This is a genomic window from Pantoea sp. ACRSB, from assembly GCF_022346905.1.
Classification (GTDB): Bacteria; Pseudomonadota; Gammaproteobacteria; order Enterobacterales; family Enterobacteriaceae; genus Pantoea; species Pantoea piersonii.
This window is the reverse complement of the sequence record NZ_JAKRNL010000004.1, coordinates 272,348-287,855: the sequence shown is the minus strand read 5'-3', so window position 1 is coordinate 287,855 and position 15,508 is coordinate 272,348. Positions and strand designations below refer to the sequence as shown.

Annotated in this window: 18 protein-coding genes and 1 pseudogene; 6 read left to right on the top strand and 13 right to left on the bottom strand. The window is 52.9% G+C overall.

Features of this window, described 5'->3' with window-relative positions; all coding sequences use genetic code 11:
• Window positions 1-221: 221 nt before the first annotated feature.
• The 3 genes from MHZ89_RS14625 to MHZ89_RS14615 form a co-directional block, all read right to left on the bottom strand.
• On the bottom strand, window positions 222-572 hold the full coding sequence (locus MHZ89_RS14625) for a YebG family protein (RefSeq protein WP_311783602.1): 351 nt from the start codon (window positions 570-572) through the stop codon (window positions 222-224).
• 105 nt (window positions 573-677) lie between these two features.
• The gene (locus tag MHZ89_RS14620; protein ID WP_120456434.1) at window positions 678-1,472 is read right to left on the bottom strand and encodes an SIR2 family protein; all 795 of its coding nucleotides are present in this window, start codon (window positions 1,470-1,472) and stop codon (window positions 678-680) included.
• A complete protein-coding gene (locus MHZ89_RS14615; protein ID WP_311783601.1) occupies window positions 1,469-2,029 on the bottom strand; it encodes a non-canonical purine NTP pyrophosphatase in 561 nt (186 codons plus the stop codon). The genes MHZ89_RS14620 and MHZ89_RS14615 overlap by 4 nt, the downstream gene beginning before the upstream one ends.
• 623 nt (window positions 2,030-2,652) lie before the next feature.
• Here MHZ89_RS14615 and MHZ89_RS14610 point away from each other — a divergent pair.
• The 3 genes from MHZ89_RS14610 (at window position 2,653) to MHZ89_RS14600 (ending at window position 3,942) form a co-directional block, all read left to right on the top strand.
• Window positions 2,653-3,006, top strand: a complete 354-nt coding sequence (locus tag MHZ89_RS14610; protein WP_311783600.1) for a DUF4156 domain-containing protein — start codon at window positions 2,653-2,655, stop codon at window positions 3,004-3,006.
• 131 nt (window positions 3,007-3,137) lie between these two features.
• Entirely contained in the window at window positions 3,138-3,440 is a 303-nt protein-coding gene (locus MHZ89_RS14605) for a hypothetical protein (RefSeq protein ID WP_311783599.1), read from the top strand.
• Window positions 3,441-3,690: 250 nt separating this feature from the next.
• Window positions 3,691-3,942: a hypothetical protein gene (locus MHZ89_RS14600; protein ID WP_311783598.1), complete on the top strand. Its 252-nt coding sequence runs from the start codon at window positions 3,691-3,693 to the stop codon at window positions 3,940-3,942.
• Between the two features lie 190 nt (window positions 3,943-4,132).
• Here the strand turns inward: MHZ89_RS14600 and MHZ89_RS14595 are convergent, their stop codons facing one another.
• The 8 genes from MHZ89_RS14595 to MHZ89_RS14560 form a co-directional block, all read right to left on the bottom strand.
• Window positions 4,133-5,029, bottom strand: coding sequence for an ABC transporter substrate-binding protein (locus MHZ89_RS14595; RefSeq protein ID WP_311783597.1), 897 nt, complete (start codon window positions 5,027-5,029; stop codon window positions 4,133-4,135).
• Between the two features lie 10 nt (window positions 5,030-5,039).
• Window positions 5,040-5,834 carry an amino acid ABC transporter ATP-binding protein gene (locus MHZ89_RS14590; RefSeq protein WP_311783596.1) on the bottom strand — a complete coding sequence of 265 codons (795 nt, stop codon included), beginning with the start codon at window positions 5,832-5,834 and terminating at the stop codon, window positions 5,040-5,042.
• Window positions 5,818-6,747: an amino acid ABC transporter permease gene (locus MHZ89_RS14585; protein ID WP_311783595.1), complete on the bottom strand. Its 930-nt coding sequence runs from the start codon at window positions 6,745-6,747 to the stop codon at window positions 5,818-5,820. Before MHZ89_RS14585 ends, MHZ89_RS14590 begins: the two co-directional genes overlap by 17 nt.
• A gap of 9 nt (window positions 6,748-6,756) precedes the next feature.
• Window positions 6,757-7,269 (bottom strand): GNAT family N-acetyltransferase, encoded by a 513-nt coding sequence (locus MHZ89_RS14580; RefSeq protein ID WP_311783594.1) that lies wholly within the window; start codon window positions 7,267-7,269, stop codon window positions 6,757-6,759.
• A 10-nt stretch (window positions 7,270-7,279) separates the two neighbouring features.
• Entirely contained in the window at window positions 7,280-8,224 is a 945-nt protein-coding gene (locus tag MHZ89_RS14575) for an ABC transporter substrate-binding protein (RefSeq protein ID WP_311783593.1), read from the bottom strand.
• Window positions 8,225-8,237: 13 nt separating this feature from the next.
• Window positions 8,238-9,551 carry an LLM class flavin-dependent oxidoreductase gene (locus MHZ89_RS14570; protein ID WP_311783592.1) on the bottom strand — a complete coding sequence of 438 codons (1,314 nt, stop codon included), beginning with the start codon at window positions 9,549-9,551 and terminating at the stop codon, window positions 8,238-8,240.
• A 79-nt stretch (window positions 9,552-9,630) separates the two neighbouring features.
• A complete protein-coding gene (locus MHZ89_RS14565) occupies window positions 9,631-10,788 on the bottom strand; it encodes an amidohydrolase (protein WP_311783591.1) in 1,158 nt (385 codons plus the stop codon).
• A gap of 17 nt (window positions 10,789-10,805) precedes the next feature.
• Complete coding sequence (locus MHZ89_RS14560; RefSeq protein WP_311783590.1) at window positions 10,806-11,804, bottom strand: MsnO8 family LLM class oxidoreductase; 999 nt, start codon at window positions 11,802-11,804, stop codon at window positions 10,806-10,808.
• Between the two features lie 199 nt (window positions 11,805-12,003).
• Between MHZ89_RS14560 and MHZ89_RS14555 the strand changes: the two genes are divergently transcribed.
• Together MHZ89_RS14555 and MHZ89_RS14550 are read left to right on the top strand one after the other, a co-directional pair.
• Window positions 12,004-12,219, top strand: coding sequence for a hypothetical protein (locus MHZ89_RS14555; protein ID WP_311783589.1), 216 nt, complete (start codon window positions 12,004-12,006; stop codon window positions 12,217-12,219).
• A gap of 566 nt (window positions 12,220-12,785) precedes the next feature.
• A complete protein-coding gene (locus MHZ89_RS14550; protein ID WP_311783588.1) occupies window positions 12,786-13,277 on the top strand; it encodes a type VI secretion system tube protein TssD in 492 nt (163 codons plus the stop codon).
• Window positions 13,278-13,863: 586 nt separating this feature from the next.
• Here MHZ89_RS14550 and MHZ89_RS14545 read toward each other — a convergent pair.
• Window positions 13,864-14,130 (bottom strand): hypothetical protein, encoded by a 267-nt coding sequence (locus MHZ89_RS14545; protein ID WP_311783587.1) that lies wholly within the window; start codon window positions 14,128-14,130, stop codon window positions 13,864-13,866.
• Complete coding sequence (locus tag MHZ89_RS14540; RefSeq protein ID WP_311783586.1) at window positions 14,096-14,626, bottom strand: DUF2778 domain-containing protein; 531 nt, start codon at window positions 14,624-14,626, stop codon at window positions 14,096-14,098. Before MHZ89_RS14540 ends, MHZ89_RS14545 begins: the two co-directional genes overlap by 35 nt.
• Window positions 14,627-14,993: 367 nt before the next feature.
• On the opposite strand from MHZ89_RS14540, the pseudogene MHZ89_RS14535 reads away from it, so the two are divergent.
• A pseudogene (locus MHZ89_RS14535) lies at window positions 14,994-15,144 on the top strand (type VI secretion system tube protein Hcp); the annotation flags it as partial.
• Between the last annotated feature and the right edge of the window lie 364 nt (window positions 15,145-15,508).

Genomic DNA, 15,508 nt, shown 5'->3' with positions numbered 1-15,508 from the left:
CTTATGACAGGTAAAATGGGTTTGACGGTGGGTTTAGTGGTCTGGCTGTTCTATGTGGCGTGGATGGCGAGCTACTATTTTGGCACTTTCTCCCTGTTCGCTCACTGACTTTGCAAGACCTGCGGGTCTGACAGAGTTGTGATCCTGACGATAAATATCCTTCCTGTAAAATAAAAACGCGCCGCAAGCGAAAGCGCTGCGACGCGTTTTTTATCAGGAAATTAAGCAGCTTTAACGGCGCGCACTTTCTTTGCCTGCGCGGTTTCGCCTTCAACGCTCTCATCAGCATTCTCTGCCGCGCGAACCTTTTTCGTCGCGTCCGCAGAATCAGCGGCGTCTGGCAGCTTGCTGGTGCGCAGAATATGCTGAATCGCATCTTTCTGCTCGGCGAGCAGCAGGCCGAGGGTTTCTGCCTGAGACTCATCCATATCGGGTTGCTGCTGCGCTAACCAGTCGGTAAAGGCCTCCGCCATATCGAGCATCTTATCGTAGGCATCCGCCTCTTTTTTGCTGGCAAACGTCATTTTCTCTTCACCCTTCTTGACGACTACGTATTTAATTTCGACAGCCATTTTTGCCTCTCAGATACTGTTAATATATACAGTATATCTCTCCTGTGGCGAGATTGCATCCTTTTTTAAACCGCGTCGCCGTACTGAATGGATGAATATTTTTCTTTATGAAATCAAATCATTAAGAAACTCTGCCAGCGCTTTACGCGGGTCATCCTCTTCCGACACGATCATCTCGATCCCCCATTGTCCCAGCACTTCGCGCGCCACAGGATTGTTGCGGTTAGTAAAGAGATAGGATTTGGGACGCGCGGTAGCCAGCCCTGTTCTGCTCCACATTTTGGTCAGACGGTAGAACAACAGTCGAATATTAAAATCGCTGATGCTGTAGCCGACAAACAGGACCGAATTTCCCATCACGTCGTGCGTCAGTTTGATATCAAGCGGCGAGTCGAAGTAGAGGCGTTCAAAATAGCTGCTTTCATCCAGCACGATAGAGGTATCGTCATCAAAGTCGCCGTGAAGCTTGATGATATGCCGCTTGTCCTCGGTCAGCGCCACCAGATCGGCGGCGTTCGCGACTTTGCTGTAGGGCACGCCATGCGCCTCGTGCGCCGCTTCCAGCCAGCGATCGTAGTTGGTGGTGTAGATGCGGCTGAAGTTGCCCTGCGTAATCATCGTATGGATTTCCGACGATCGGACATCAATGTCCGGCCGGTGCCATTCACGATCCATCCAGCTGCGCAGCGGCCCCAGCGAGCCTTTTTTCTGTTTGTAGTATTCCGCCAGCGAAAGGTGCGTCCCGTATGTATTGAAGATTTTGGGATCGTAGCCCAGCTCGTTAGCCAGATGAGCAATAAGCTCATGCCACTCCGGCAGGCCAAGATTGCGTGATATTCCCGCGCCAGCGAACAGAATCAGTTTGCCGGAATCATAGGCGCGTTTCAGTTCAGGTTTCATGCCAGTCCTCGGGCGTTTTTTAAAAAGTCGGCGAAGCGATCAAGCGCCAGTTTACGCATGGAGATCTCATTTTTAAGCTCGCCCATTTCAGCAAAGGTCTGGTTATAGCCTTCCGGGATAAAAATACAGTCCCACTGAAACTCGCGCGGCCCGGCGGGTTTAGCCGCGATAGTGCCGCGTACTTCGCCATGAAACTGATACATTTTGCGTCCGTCGCAGTAGCCCAGCACAGTTTTCGCCGTCACCGCCTGGCTGTCCAGCCCCTGCACCAGCTTGGCGAAACGTTCAGCCTCCAGCCGGTTCCAGAAGATACGCGTCAGACCGGCGGGCAAACCGTTCAGCCCGTCAAGATATAGCCCGGTATGCTCGACAAAGAGCGGACGCCCGATAATGGAAAACGCCTTGGTCAGCTTGTCACGGACCAGTTCGAGTTCGTTTTCCGTCTGGATTTCTTCGATACGGCGCGCGATGGGCAGTACGTCGACGCCGACCGGTTCGAGGATTTTGCGTACCTCGGTCAGCTTAAGCTCATTGGCTGACAGAAAGCGGATTTTCATTGCAAGCCTATAGAATTATTATGATTTAGTCAGGATGCAGGGTGATTTTGTCCTGCTTGCTATCCTGTTTTTTGCTGCTTCACGTAAAAGACGTGGCTGATGGAGTAGAGTCTAGCTGACGCAAAGAAAGGACTAAAAGAATTAATCGCCTTGCACGCTCGTTGGTAAAGGTGGCGCAGGCCTTTATCGTCGGCCAGCAGGGAGAAGATGCCAGCCGCCCCCTCTTTTCGGGAGTTCAGCCGGGATTATCCCTGTAATCAATTCAAACTGAACCGTTACGGGTGGCGCGAGGCCAGCTTTCAGCCGCAGGTTATTTAATTTATAAAACGCACTGGTTAAAAAGGCTGTCACCGATACTTACCAAAAGCGACCAGATAAAGCAGACCGATAGCAACGTTATTTCTGACAGTTATTCGTATTTATTCCTCGCAACAGACTCTTTTATCATAAAGCGCGTTTTAAATTAACAAGTTCAACCATACTGCCAAACAAAAACAACACGTCGCCACAGTAAACAGCGCTAAAGGGGGATTCCCATTGAGATTATATTTAAGCTTATCTGGATATAATTTTTTGAAACAGGCTTATGTCTTACTGTCTGATTTCAATTTAAGGTCTCTTTGATGAAAAAGCTATTACTCCTTCTTCCACTTCTGCTTACCGCCTGTAGCGCAAATCAGCTGGATGCAAACGCGCAAAATGTCAGAGTAATGAATGGCGATCCCAAAGGGGACTGTACTTTCCTGGGCACAGTTACTGGCGATCAAGGTAATTTCCTTACCGGAGGATGGACATCGAATGCCAATCTGGAAACCGGCGCGTTAAACTCTCTACGTAACCAGACGGCAAAACTGGGCGGCAATACCGTTTCATTAATTACTAACCGCGCGGGCACCAGCGGCTATTATGACGGTTCAGGCGGCGGTTCTCAGGAGACGAATGTCGTGATTACCGGCGGAGCATGGCGCTGTCATTAATTTTAGCAAGGCGTCCCGATGGAATCAGGATAGAGTAGAAGAAAAGAAAAATATGCCAAGGCGGAAAGATGTCCTACAGGTGTTTTATCACGCTTCTCTCACTCATTGCCCTGATATCAGGCCTGCTAGTTATGCCAGGAGTGCTGAAAACCGTACGCAGCAACCCTGAAATGGAACGCATGATTAAGGCACCCGACGCCACCTTTAGCCTGTTTAGCGCATGTAAAAAGCAGGTAACGGATGCTGAGCAGTGCTATAACGCCTATAGCGCAGCCGTTTACCTGGCTAATCTTGATGATTGCTCCCCTGCCGGCATTGAACTTAAGCGAAAATTTAAAGGGCTGGTGGAGCACGCGAAGGCGCGCGACATTGAGGATGAAATTAATAAACAGTGTCGGTTATCGCAAGCCTCCGGCCGAACGTTTAATCATTAGCCCGTCGGCTGGCAGGCAACGCGCTATTATTGCTGGGGTTTCCTGATAATTCCGCTTTTTATGAATTCCAGCTAAGCGGATAAAATATATCGACAGGCGTTCATTGCCTGGTAATAGATCAAGGCATTCTATTGATATGGCTCAATGCAACACTCAGCACGCCATGTAAATTATGCCGCGCGTTAGCAACGTAGCGCCAGACTCTATGGTATGATGACTTTTTCCTTTTAATATTACCAGGACGCCATTTATGCTCAACGACGGTTCAGAAAATTCAACAGGAAAAAAGCCCTGCCTTTTCAGCCGTAACCGGTTGGGAATTAAAATGGGTATTCTCCTGATGGCTGTTTTCGGCATATTTTTTATCATGCAGCAGCGCCAGGTTGCCCAAGCTTTCGATACGGGAACCTGCGTGATAAACGCCAATGCGACTGGCATAGATATTTTCCTCAAACATATCCTTCATGTTATGTATCGTTTGATTTTCAAAGTCTGTGCGTAAAGGTCTAAATCAGAAGCGTTTATCACGCTCTGTTCGCAACGTTATGCCCTGATTATTAGGGTAACTGAAATTCACAACGGGTTCTGTCCCTGCCCCTTTTTCGACCTGAGCCATTGCGTCTTGCCTGTTCCTGCTGCGTTTCCTGCAGCAGGTGACTTAACAGAAATCGGCTCATCTGTTGCAGACAGAGTCAGTAAACAATTCCAGGTGGATTCACCTGCGACGATTCTATCGCCTCATTCTGCTCGCCCCAGCGCGTCAGCACCTGCTGATACTGACCGCCTTTAAGGGTGCCGTTCAACGCCGTCTGCAACGCCTCCGCCAGACCGTTGCCCTTTTTGGTTGTGACCGCCACCCAGGATCGCACCGGCCCATAGCCGACAATCTTCATATCGCCGCGTGAAGCGACCTTCCAGGCGGCCATCGACTGCGGCCCGAACAGGGCGTCGGCGCGTCCTGAGAGCAGCGTTAGCGTTGCCGCCGCCTCGTCAGCGAGATAAACCGGCGTCACCGGCTTTAATCCTTTTGCGCGGTTCTGCTCATCCCAGCCGAGCAAAATGCGCTCCTGATTCGTGCCGGAGCCGACAATAACCCGCAGCCCTGCGATATCCTCCGCTTTGTTAATGGCGCTGATGGCGCTATTTGCCTTTACCAGAAACGCGTGGCCGTCGGCGCGGTAGGTAGCGAAGTCAAACTTCTTCTTGCGCTCTTCCGTCACCGCGATATTAAACATCGCTATGTCATAGCGTCCGGCCGTTACGCCGAGCGGCCAGTCTTCCCACGAGGCGGGCACCAGACGCAGCTTCAGCCCAAGACTATCCGCCAGCAGCCGGGCAAAATCGGCGTCGCTGCCGATGCGCGTTTTATTGTCGCTCGCCAGCAGCCCAAGCGGCGGCGAGTTGTTGCTGGTGGTCGCCACGGTCAGATAGCCCGGCTCGATAAAATGGAAACCCTGCGGGATTTTGTTTATCGCCTCTGGGTTCATCGGCGCGTCAATCGGCGTCTCATTTTTCGTGGCGTCGAGCGGTTCCGCCAGCGCAGGCTGGCCCGCGCCGAGCAGCAGCGCGGCGAGTAAAAAACGTTTCATCTTGTTTGCCCTATAACACGCGCGCCAGGAAGCGGCGCGTGCGCTCATGGCGCGGATTATTCAGCACCTGCGTCGCGCTGCCCTGTTCGACGATTTTGCCATCCACCATAAACACGACGTTATCCGCCACTTCGCGCGCGAAGCCGATTTCATGCGTCACAATCACCAGCGTGGTGCCCGATTGCGCCAGCTTTTTAATCACGTCGAGCACTTCGCCCACCAGCTCTGGATCGAGCGCCGACGTGGGTTCGTCAAACAGCATGACGCGCGGGTTAAGCATCAGCGCCCGCGCAATAGCGATTCGCTGCTGCTGGCCGCCGGATAAATGACGCGGCCAGGCGTCGGCCTTATGGCGCAGCCCGACAATATCGAGCAGTTCGCCGGCGCGCGTAATGGCGTCGCGTTTCGAGAGCTGGCGATGCGCAATCGGCGCTTCAATAAGGTTTTGCAGCACCGTCAGATGCGGGAACAGATTGAAGTTCTGGAACACATAGCCGACGTTAACGCGCTGGCGCAAAATCGCCTTTTCCTTTAGCTCATAGAGTTTGTCGCCGCGCCGCTGGTAGCCGATATAGTCGCCGTCGATTTGGATAAATCCCTCATCGACGCGCTCCAGATGATTAAGCGTGCGCAGCAGCGTCGATTTGCCGGAGCCGGACGGGCCGACAATTACCGTTACCGAACCGGGATCCAGCTCAAGCGACACGTTGTCCAGCGCCTTATGACGGCCGTAACTTTTGCTGACGCCGGTGATGCTGATAGCGCCGGTGGTATGCGCCTTACGATAATCAATGGCTTCGGACATGGCTTATCTCCTCATTTACGGCAACGGGGTTCAGGCGGCTGCGCCACTGGCGCCAGCGTGAAGGTTGCGCATCGCGGGTCACGCTGCGCGCCAGCCAGCGCTCGACGCTGTGCTGAATAGCAGACAGCACTGTGGTGATAATCAGATACCAGGCGGCGCCCACCATCAGCAGCGGAATCACCTCCTGGTTGCGGTTGTAGATCATCTGGATGGTGTAAAAAAGCTCCGGCATCGCCAGCACGTAAACCATCGCCGTACCTTTAGCGAGGCTGATGATCTCGTTAAAGGCGGTGGGAATAATGGCGCGCAGCGCCTGCGGCAAAATAATGCGGAAGGTGCGGCGCGTTGCGGAGAGGCCGAGCGCCGAGGCGGCCTCTGTCTGGCCATGATCGACGCCGAGAAAACCGCCGCGAATGATCTCCGCGCTGTAGGCCGCCTGCACCAGCGTCAGGCCGATCACCGCCGCCGGAAATTGCCCCAGCACGTTAATAGTCTGGAAATGCCCCCAGGCCAGCGCGGTAAAAGGGATGCCGAACGACAGCGTGTCGTAGAGATAGGAAAAGTTATAGAGAATAATCAGCACCACAATCAGCGGCAGCGAGCGGAACAGCCAGATGTAGCCCCAGGCCAGGCTGCTGAGCAGCCATGACGAAGAGAGCCGCGCCAGCGCCAGCACGCCGCCGAAAATCAGGCTGAACAGGGTGCCGAGCAGCGTCAGCAGCAGCGTCTGCCCCAGACCATGCAGGATCACCGGGTCGAAGAACCAGCGGCCGAATACGCCCCACTCCCAGCGAGGGTTAAGCGCTACCGACTCGGTTACGCCAGCCAGAATAAACAGGGCGACAAGCGCCCCCAGGGTGCGGGCCGGATAACGCGCCGGCACCACTTTTAACTGTTGATGATCGCCGTTCATTTTGGCTCCTTAACTCGCCTGGGCGACGCCGTTGACGTCGATAACTTTGGTAAAACGCAGACGGCCGTCGTAGGGCGGTTGCCCGTAGCGCTCCAGATCGCCGCTGGGGTCAAACTGAGGCTGGTAGCCGTGTGCGCGATAGAGACGCACCGCTTCCGGCTGACGAAAGCCGGTGGTGAGATAGAGACGCCGGTAGCCCGCGCGCAGCGCGCGCCGCTCCAGCTCCTGTACCACTTGCAGCGCCAGCCCCTGACGGCGCAGATCGCCGCGCGTCCAGATGCGTTTGAGTTCAGCCGTCTCTGCGTCAAAGGGCTTATAGGCGCCCATGGCGATAATCTCGCCGTTGCGCTCCAGCACAATAAACAGGCCATGCGGCGGCAGATACCACTCGGTTTTTTCCACTTCCTGACTACTGCGGAAAAAGTCGCCGTAGCGCGAGGCGTAAAAGGCGAAAAGTCCGCTTAAAATTGGCTGTAACTCAGGCGCTTCCGGCGACACATCGCGAAAAGTTAGCTGGCTCATATTTCACCTCTCAGTCGCCCAGCCCAGGCGGATTGATTTCTGAACGGTCGATCTTCTCCACACCCTCGCCCCAGCGGTTCAGCACCTTGAGATAGTCGCCGTTCTGGATCACGCCGTTAAGCGCGGTGCTGATCGGCTCGGCCAGGCCGCTGCCTTTTTTCACCGTAACGGCAATATGCGCCACCTTCGGCCAGCCGCCGTCGAAACTGCCTACCAGACGCGTTTTGCCGGTCAGCGCCGCCTTCCATGCGCCGATAACGTTTGGTCCGAAATAAGCGTCAGCGCGGCCCGACTGCAGCGCCAGCGTCTGAGAGGCGTCGTCTTTGGTGTAGATCGGAGTGAAAGGCTGCAGTCCCTTCGCCTGATTGGCTTTATCCCATGCGAGCAGTACCGCCTCCTGATTGGTGCCGGAGCCGACGATAATGCGCAGCCCGGCGATATCTTCTGGCTGACTAATCGCCTTGATTTTGCTGTCGGCCTTAACGTAGAAACCAAGCGTATCGCGGCGATAGGTCGCAAAATCGAACTTTTCTTTGCGCGCTTTAGTCACGGTGACATTAGAGATAGCCGCGTCATATTTGCCGGAAGCGACGCCGAGCGGCCAGTCTTCCCAGGAGGTCGGCACCACGTTGAGCTTCAGGCCAAGGCTGTCGGCCACCAGCCGGGCAATATCCACCTCGCTGCCCAGCAGGGTTTTGTTATCGTCCGAGAAAACCGTCAGCGGCGGCGAGTTCTGCGCCGCGACCGCCACGGTAAAGGAGCCCGGCACCACAAAGTGATGGCCAGCGGGCAACTGCGCCACTGCCTGGTCGTTTTTCACGGTATGAACTGGCGCTTTATTGGCTTCGAGGCTGACGCGCTGGCCGTTGTAGGCGACGCTGGTCCCTGCGGCGTAAGCGGAGCCGGCGGCGGTCAGCAGCAGCAGAGCGGCGATGTAAGTTTTATTATTCTGCATAGCGAAGGTGCTCTTATTGTTGTGAGAACTGATTGACCGGTTCCTTCAGGCCAAAGCTGGCGCGCAGGGTGGTGCCGGGATAGTCGCGTCGCGTCAGACCGCGCGCCTGCAGCACCGGCACCACGCGATCGACGAAGCGTTCAAAGGTATCGGGAGTACCGCCCTGAATGATGTAGCCATCAGCGGCGAAGTGTTCGAACCAGTGCTGTAAGCCATCTGCGACCTGCTCTGGCGTGCCGTGAAACAGCGGGCGCGGCGTCGCCGCTTCCAGCGCCGCCTGGCGCAGCGTATGGTGGTGTTCGCGCGCCTTGCGTTTGATCTCGTCGGTTGTGCTGCGGAAACTGTTCTGGCCGATATCGCCGATATCCGGGAAAGGCGCGTCCAGCGGATACTGTGAAAAGTCATGGTGATCGAAGAAGCGGCCCAGATAGTTCAGCGCATCCTGGACCGAGACCAGCGCGGCGGTGGCCTGATACTGCTGCTCCACATCCTCGGCGCTGTCGCCGACAATAACGCTCACGCCCTGAAAGATATGCAGATCTTCCGGCTGGCGACCATTGTCCGCCAGCTGACGCTTCACGTCGTGATAGAACGCCTGCGCCTCCTCCAGCGTCGGCTGATGGGTGAAAATAGCGTCGGCATGGCGCGCCGCCAGCTTTTTGCCATCTTCGGACGCGCCCGCCTGGAAAACGATGGGACGCCCCTGCGGCGTGCGCTGAATATTCAGCGGTCCGGCCACCTGGAAGAAATCGCCATGATGGTCGATGGCGTGCATCTTGCTGGCGTCAAAGAATTTGCCGCTCGCTTTATCGCGTATGAAGGCGTCCTCTTCCCACGAATCCCATAGCCCTTTCACCACGGTGAGATATTCGTCGGCGATGCGATAGCGCAGCGCATGTTCCGGATGCTGCCTGCGCGAAAAGTTTTTCGCCGAGCCTTCCAGCGGCGAGGTCACCACATTCCAGCCCGCCCGGCCGCCGCTCAGGTGGTCGAGGCTGGCGAACTGGCGCGCGGTAATAAAGGGTTCGCTGTAGGAGGTCGATACCGTCCCCACCAGCCCCAGGTGTTCAGTGACGCCCGCCAGCGCCGACAGCAGCGTCAGCGGCTCAAAGCGGTTCAGAAAATGAGGGATCGACTTTTCATTGATATAGAGGCCGTCGGCGACAAACAGAAAATCGAGTTTGCCCTCTTCCGCTTTGCGCGCGATGCGTTTCGCGTAGTCGAAGCTGATACTGGCATCAGCCTGCGCGGCGGGATGCCGCCAGGCGGACATATTGCCTGATGCGCCATGCAGGATGGTGCCCAGTCGAAGTTCTCTCTTCGTCATGATGTTCTCTCTGTTTTTGTGGCAGCGGTGCATCCCGCGCAACGGATCGGGCCGCGCGAATGCCGTTCAGTTCAGGGGATCAGGTCAGAATGGCGTCGCAACATCGCGCGTTAAGCTGTTGCAGCGCGTGCTGCGCCAGCTGCGCGAAGTAGCGCGCGGCGGGCGCGATCAGCGCCTCGTCGGGATTAAAAGAGGAGTGATGCAGGCCGAACGCGCTGGCACTGCCGATGCTGACGAACGCGCCCGGTACCTGTTGCAGGTAGAAAGCAAAGTCTTCGCCGCCAAGATGAAGATCGGCGGTCTGAACGCGATAGCCCGTCTGTTCGGCGACATCGCTGGCGACGCGCGCCCAGTGTGCATCGTTGATCAACACCGGCGGGCCCGCATGCCAGCTCAGGGTCGCTTCCGCGCCTGCCGCCTCGGCGAAATGGGTCACCAGCGCACGCACGCGCGCTTCCAGCCCGGCGCGCACGTTGAGATCGTGAGTGCGCGCGGTGCCGCCGAACTCCGCGCTGCCGGGCAGCACGTTCCAGGTTTTGCCTGCGTCGATACGCGTAATGCTCAGCACCAGGCTGTCGAGAGTATTGAAACTGCGGCTGGTCAGGCTTTGCAGCCCTTGGATAATCTGGCTGGCGGCGACGATAACGTCTGTGCCCTGTTCGGGATGCGCCGCGTGCGCCCCTTTGCCGCGGACGCGGATAATAAATTTATCGGCGTTAGCGTAGAACGCGCCGCCGCGCGTGGCGAAAACGCCAGTCGGCAGGCCCGGCTCGTTATGCATGCCAAAGATCGCCTGTACCCCTTCCAGCACGCCTGCATGAATAAACTGCCGCGCCCCTGCGGCGATCTCTTCTGCGGGCTGAAACAGGATACGTACCCGGCCGTTGAGCTGCGCTTCATGCTGCTTCAGCAGCAGCGCCGCGCCCAGCATCACTGCACTATGCACGTCATGGCCGCAGGCGTGCATTACGCCGGGATGACGCGAATGAAAAGACATGCCGCTCGCTTCATGCACCGGCAGCGCGTCAATATCGGCGCGCAGCGCGATCAGAGCGTCGCCCTGGCCGATCTCCGCGACCAGCCCGGTTTTCAGCGCGTAATCGGGCAGCCTGATATCCGCCGCCTGCAGCCACGCGCGCAAACGCGCGGTGGTCGCCTCTTCTTTGCCGGAAAGCTCCGGCCAGGTATGCAGCTCGCGACGCCACGCAATCAGCTGTGAATCAAAAGTTGTGCTCATAGCTGTCTCCGCCAGGGTCAGGCCGCGACCAGATGGGTGGCCGCCAGCAACTCCAGCGAACGTATGCGCGCTTTCGGCTCGCCGACTGGCGTATCGATAATGAACTCTTCGACGGCATAGCGCTGATGCAGCGCGTCAAGCTGGGCGCGCACCTGCGCGGCGGTGCCTTTGAGCAGCGAAGGCGTACGCGGCTCGATAACATAATCGGTAAAGCCGCCCTGACGCACGTAGCGTTCCGCCTGCTCCAGGCTGCCGACGTTGACTCCCTGTCCGCCGTTGACCTTGACGTGATAGTGACGCAGGCCGTTTACCAGTAAATCCGCTTCAGCCGGAGAGTCAGCCACCACCGCCTGCACCGCGACGAGGGCGCGCTGACCGCTGAGGCGATAGTAGGTGGCGAGGGTATTCTCCATAAGCTGGCTGTCGCCGTTGAGGTGCGCGGCGAATACCAGTTGCCAGCCCTGCTGCGCGGCCAGCGTCGCGCTCTCTTCGCTGGCGCCCAACAGAAAGCGACTGGCCGGGCGCGACGGCAGCGGCGTGGCGTACAGACTCTCTTCGTCGACCGCCTTTTGCGGCGCCGCATCGAGCCACTGGCTTAGCTGTCGCAGCTGATCGGCAAAGCTCCCTTTCGCCTCTGCGTTTACGCCCGCCTGCAGCGCGCGGGTCGACAGCGGCAGCCCGCCCGGCGCTTTGCCGACGCCCAGGTCGATGCGGCCCGGCGCCAGCGACGCCAGCAGGTTGAAGTTTTCCGCCACCTTATAGGGGCTGTAGTGTTGCAGCATTACGCCGCCAGAGCCGACGCGAATGTGCTGCGTCTGCGCGATAATCCAGGCGATCAGCACCTCCGGCGACGGGCTCGCCAGCTGCGCGATATTGTGGTGTTCAGCCAGCCAGAAACGGTGATAGCCCCAGCGTTCTGCCAGCTGCGCCAGCTGCAATGTGCGCTGCAACGCGCTGCTGGCCGACTCATCCGCCAGCACCGGCGATTTATCCAGCAGACTCAGACGATATGACATTCACCTTTCCTCACTCATATTCAGTTGCGGCTCAGTGTGAGGCGAGGTTAATAATTCGTAAAACATGTTATTGTCACATGCATATTTAATTTTTTCATATCGGGCAGATCGGATGCTGGGTTCCACTACCACCCCTTTATAAAACATGCAATTATGTGCGAGTTCCTTTTATGTGTTTATTTACTTTCCCTGGTGGGACATGGCTAACAAACTAAACGGGAATGTTTTGCTGAAACAGGCATATAGACTGACGGTAAGTGATGGTGACAAAACAGAAGAAGTAACGCTTACCAGTAATTATCGACAGAAACGTTTGGGTGAGCAGAGGAAGCAAAAATCTGGCCTTTTGGTGTTAATTGAACCCCGCTTTAAAACCACATTATATAAACATAACAATCAAAAGCGGTGGACTTGATAAGTAACATCCCTTCCTAAATGGGAAGCAATACTTCCAGGAGATATATTTACTAAACAAGCAAACTAATTAATATAAAATAGTTATCCGTTCTGCACTCTCTCAGACAAGCCTTTCATGCTCTGGCTGGCGGTTAATACTTTTTACTGGTTAAAGGAACAAGTAAATGGCTCTACCGGGAATTTTTATTTTAAAGGACGCCGATTTATGGCGGGCTTCAGATTGCATCCTGATACTTTATCAGAAGGATGCATAACCATTGCCCAGGATACTGGTTCGTGCTGGGTTGAGGTAACATCCAATGGTACGAATACTTGCCCGTAAGTTCGCTAAAACAACATTGTTAATAACAATTTTCATTACCTCAGGAAGAACGCTCCCGAATCCAGATAGCTTCATAAGTCATGATTTTGCATGCAAACTGGCTCTTGTTATAAGCGGAGATATAAACGCTGAATCACTCTATGATGCTTATTTTTATACCGATGTAGCTATAGTAACTTTAATCACTGCACTAATTTACTTAGCTATAATGAAAATCTTTCGTAAAATAAGGAAACATTCATATGCCAATCCCTCCCTATATGTGGTTAAAAGATGACGGCGGTGCCGATATTAAAGGCTCTGTAGACGTTCAGGATCGCGAAGGCAGTATAGAAATACTTGGATTAAGTCATGGTATTAATCTGCCTGTAGACAGCGCAACAGGTAAAATCACTGGCACGCGTCAACATTCAGCAATGATGATCGAAAAAGAGGTTGATAGCTCAACGCCTTATCTTTACAAGGCCGCGGCTACTGGCCAGACACTTAAAAGTGCAGAAATCTGTTTTTATCACATCGACGATGCCGGACAGGAAGTTTGCTATTACAGCGTGCTGATGGAAAGTGTCAAAATTACCGGCGTCAATTGTGGCGTTCCTAATGTAAAATTAGCAGGCAATGAAAAAATGAACCACGTAGAAAGCGTAAGTTTACAATATGAAAAAATCAGCTGGAAAATTGTTGATGGTAATATTCAATTCACAGATTCATGGAATGATCGTCGAACAACATGAATGACATACTCATTTTCAAAATAATTTTAACTTGAAATTCCTTTTCCTTACTTACTTACTTTAAAATATTTACAGGAACTTGGAAATTAATTCTATTTTGATTGTTAAAAAAATAAATAATAGCATTTACATTTGAATTTTTATTGTTTTGATAATGATTGCTGGATTGAAAAGCCCGGCAAAACCCTGCCAGAGGAATGCTCTGGTAAAGAATGAGATTAACTTATCAATTACTGGGGGGGGGGTAGGGTTAATAAATATTTTTTGATAAATCTGAATGAATTCACTTAAAATACCAGGAAGCCATTCTTATGAATCAGGATATATAGCATTCCCACCTCCTATTTTCCATGCTGAATATTAATTTCCTCATCATACGTTAATGTGTTATTTCATTCAACTTAGTATTTGTAAAAGTACAATTAAATCCAGTGACTTTTCTGCCCGGCTCTCTATAGGCAAACTTACACCATAACTTAACCCGACTGTTTCAATATGGCCTTAACAATCTTCAATACCTGCAGCGCCTTTGATATCGGCACCGCCATCCTTTTTGATCCGCATATACTAAGGTGCTGGAATTTTATCATCTTATTTTTTTTATGATTATCATTATAAAAACATAAACTGGAGTTGAAACAAGAATCAAAGTAATTACTGAAATATAAGTATAGAGATCAAAAAAATTATCTGCGCCTATTTCACCGGGTCCATAAACTATTTGAGCGATACGATCCGCCAGCTCATGGTCAAACCATAATTCTGGGTTTCCAGTTAAGCGACCCACAATCAGGCAGATGAAGAAGTAAAGCGCAACTTTAGAAACTCTTCGGGCAAATGTTTTTATAGTCATGGGCTATAACCTCAATCCAGCCTCGAGCCTTAAGGGATTCAATGCGAGGAACCTGCATTGGTGTTGTTCTCAGTAAAGCATTTCTTATCAGCGCGTAATCAGAATTATGCACAATCGTTATGTAACCTTCTGAAATTCTCCCAGGGTGCAATCTAAATAGTCCCCGGCTAACCCCATTAATCCAGGTCGTATCGTCAATGCTTCCATCGTCCCTGTATAAGGCAAACCATTCATCACGACCAAATTCCGCGCCATAGAAAATTTTATTTACTAAATCTAGTGATCTAGCTTTAACCCAAGAGCCAATGCCGCCAGCTCCACGTTCTACTATCCAGTATCTGCCTGGTGGTATGGGGCCGTTATTAGGGATTGTCACACAGGCAACATTATTGCGGTAAAAGCCATTTCCTGAGAAAGCCATAAAAACGCCTACCCCGTATAGGTCAAAGGGGGCGTAATTTGCACCGTTTAATACAAAACTCCCTTGTAGAGCCATTTGCTTAATCCTTTAGCGGGTAAAAGAGTATCAACTGCCTGCCGGGCAAGCCATAAACGACTTTTCCGAAATAGAGCATTGCGGCTAATCGTTTTATGCTAATTATTTTTATCATTAAGTAAACATCTGGTCTGAACGTTTTTCTTCCCATTTGGGACTAGATGTAACTTGAAAAAAATGCCGCTTGCAGTTGCTGAGTTATATACACTTTTCCAGGGGTGCTCAGCATGCCGCGTAAAGACCAAACTGGAGAGACGATGCTGGAAAAATCAGATGGGGTAGTCGTGGACGCTGGATCGCGGCAACGAACGAATTCCGTCTGGAGCTTGTAAAGTACGATCACTTTTGGGCTCTCGAACAATGCAATCATTGTGGTGTGCCTAATGTAAAATTAGCAGGCAATGAAAAAATGAACCACGTAAAATAGCGTAAGCTTACAGTATGAAAAAATCAGCTGGAAAATTGTTGATGGTAATATCCAGTATACAGATTCATGGAATGAGTGTCGCACATCCTGAATTACACCACTAAAAAATTTTTTCATCCATAGCCTCCTCTTTAAGCACAGAGGTTAAGAATATACATGCCTCATCAGGGAGATAGCAGAGGGGGCTTATGATAGTGTCGAATATAATAAACAGTAGCGGTAAGCCCATGCTGAACGATCCAGTTATAGGCTGCCAGATCTGAGCCGAACGGGACCGGCGGAGGCCCTCACCGCTGCACATGACATAACATCAGACTGGCGAACAGAACTGCAACGGGATGTCATTACTGATGAGCACAAAGCCGGCCTGATTAAATTGATGGCATATCCAGGAGAGCTTAAAAGTATTAACCTGATACGCTTGAAAGATGAATCAGCTTATAAGCTCATTCCAT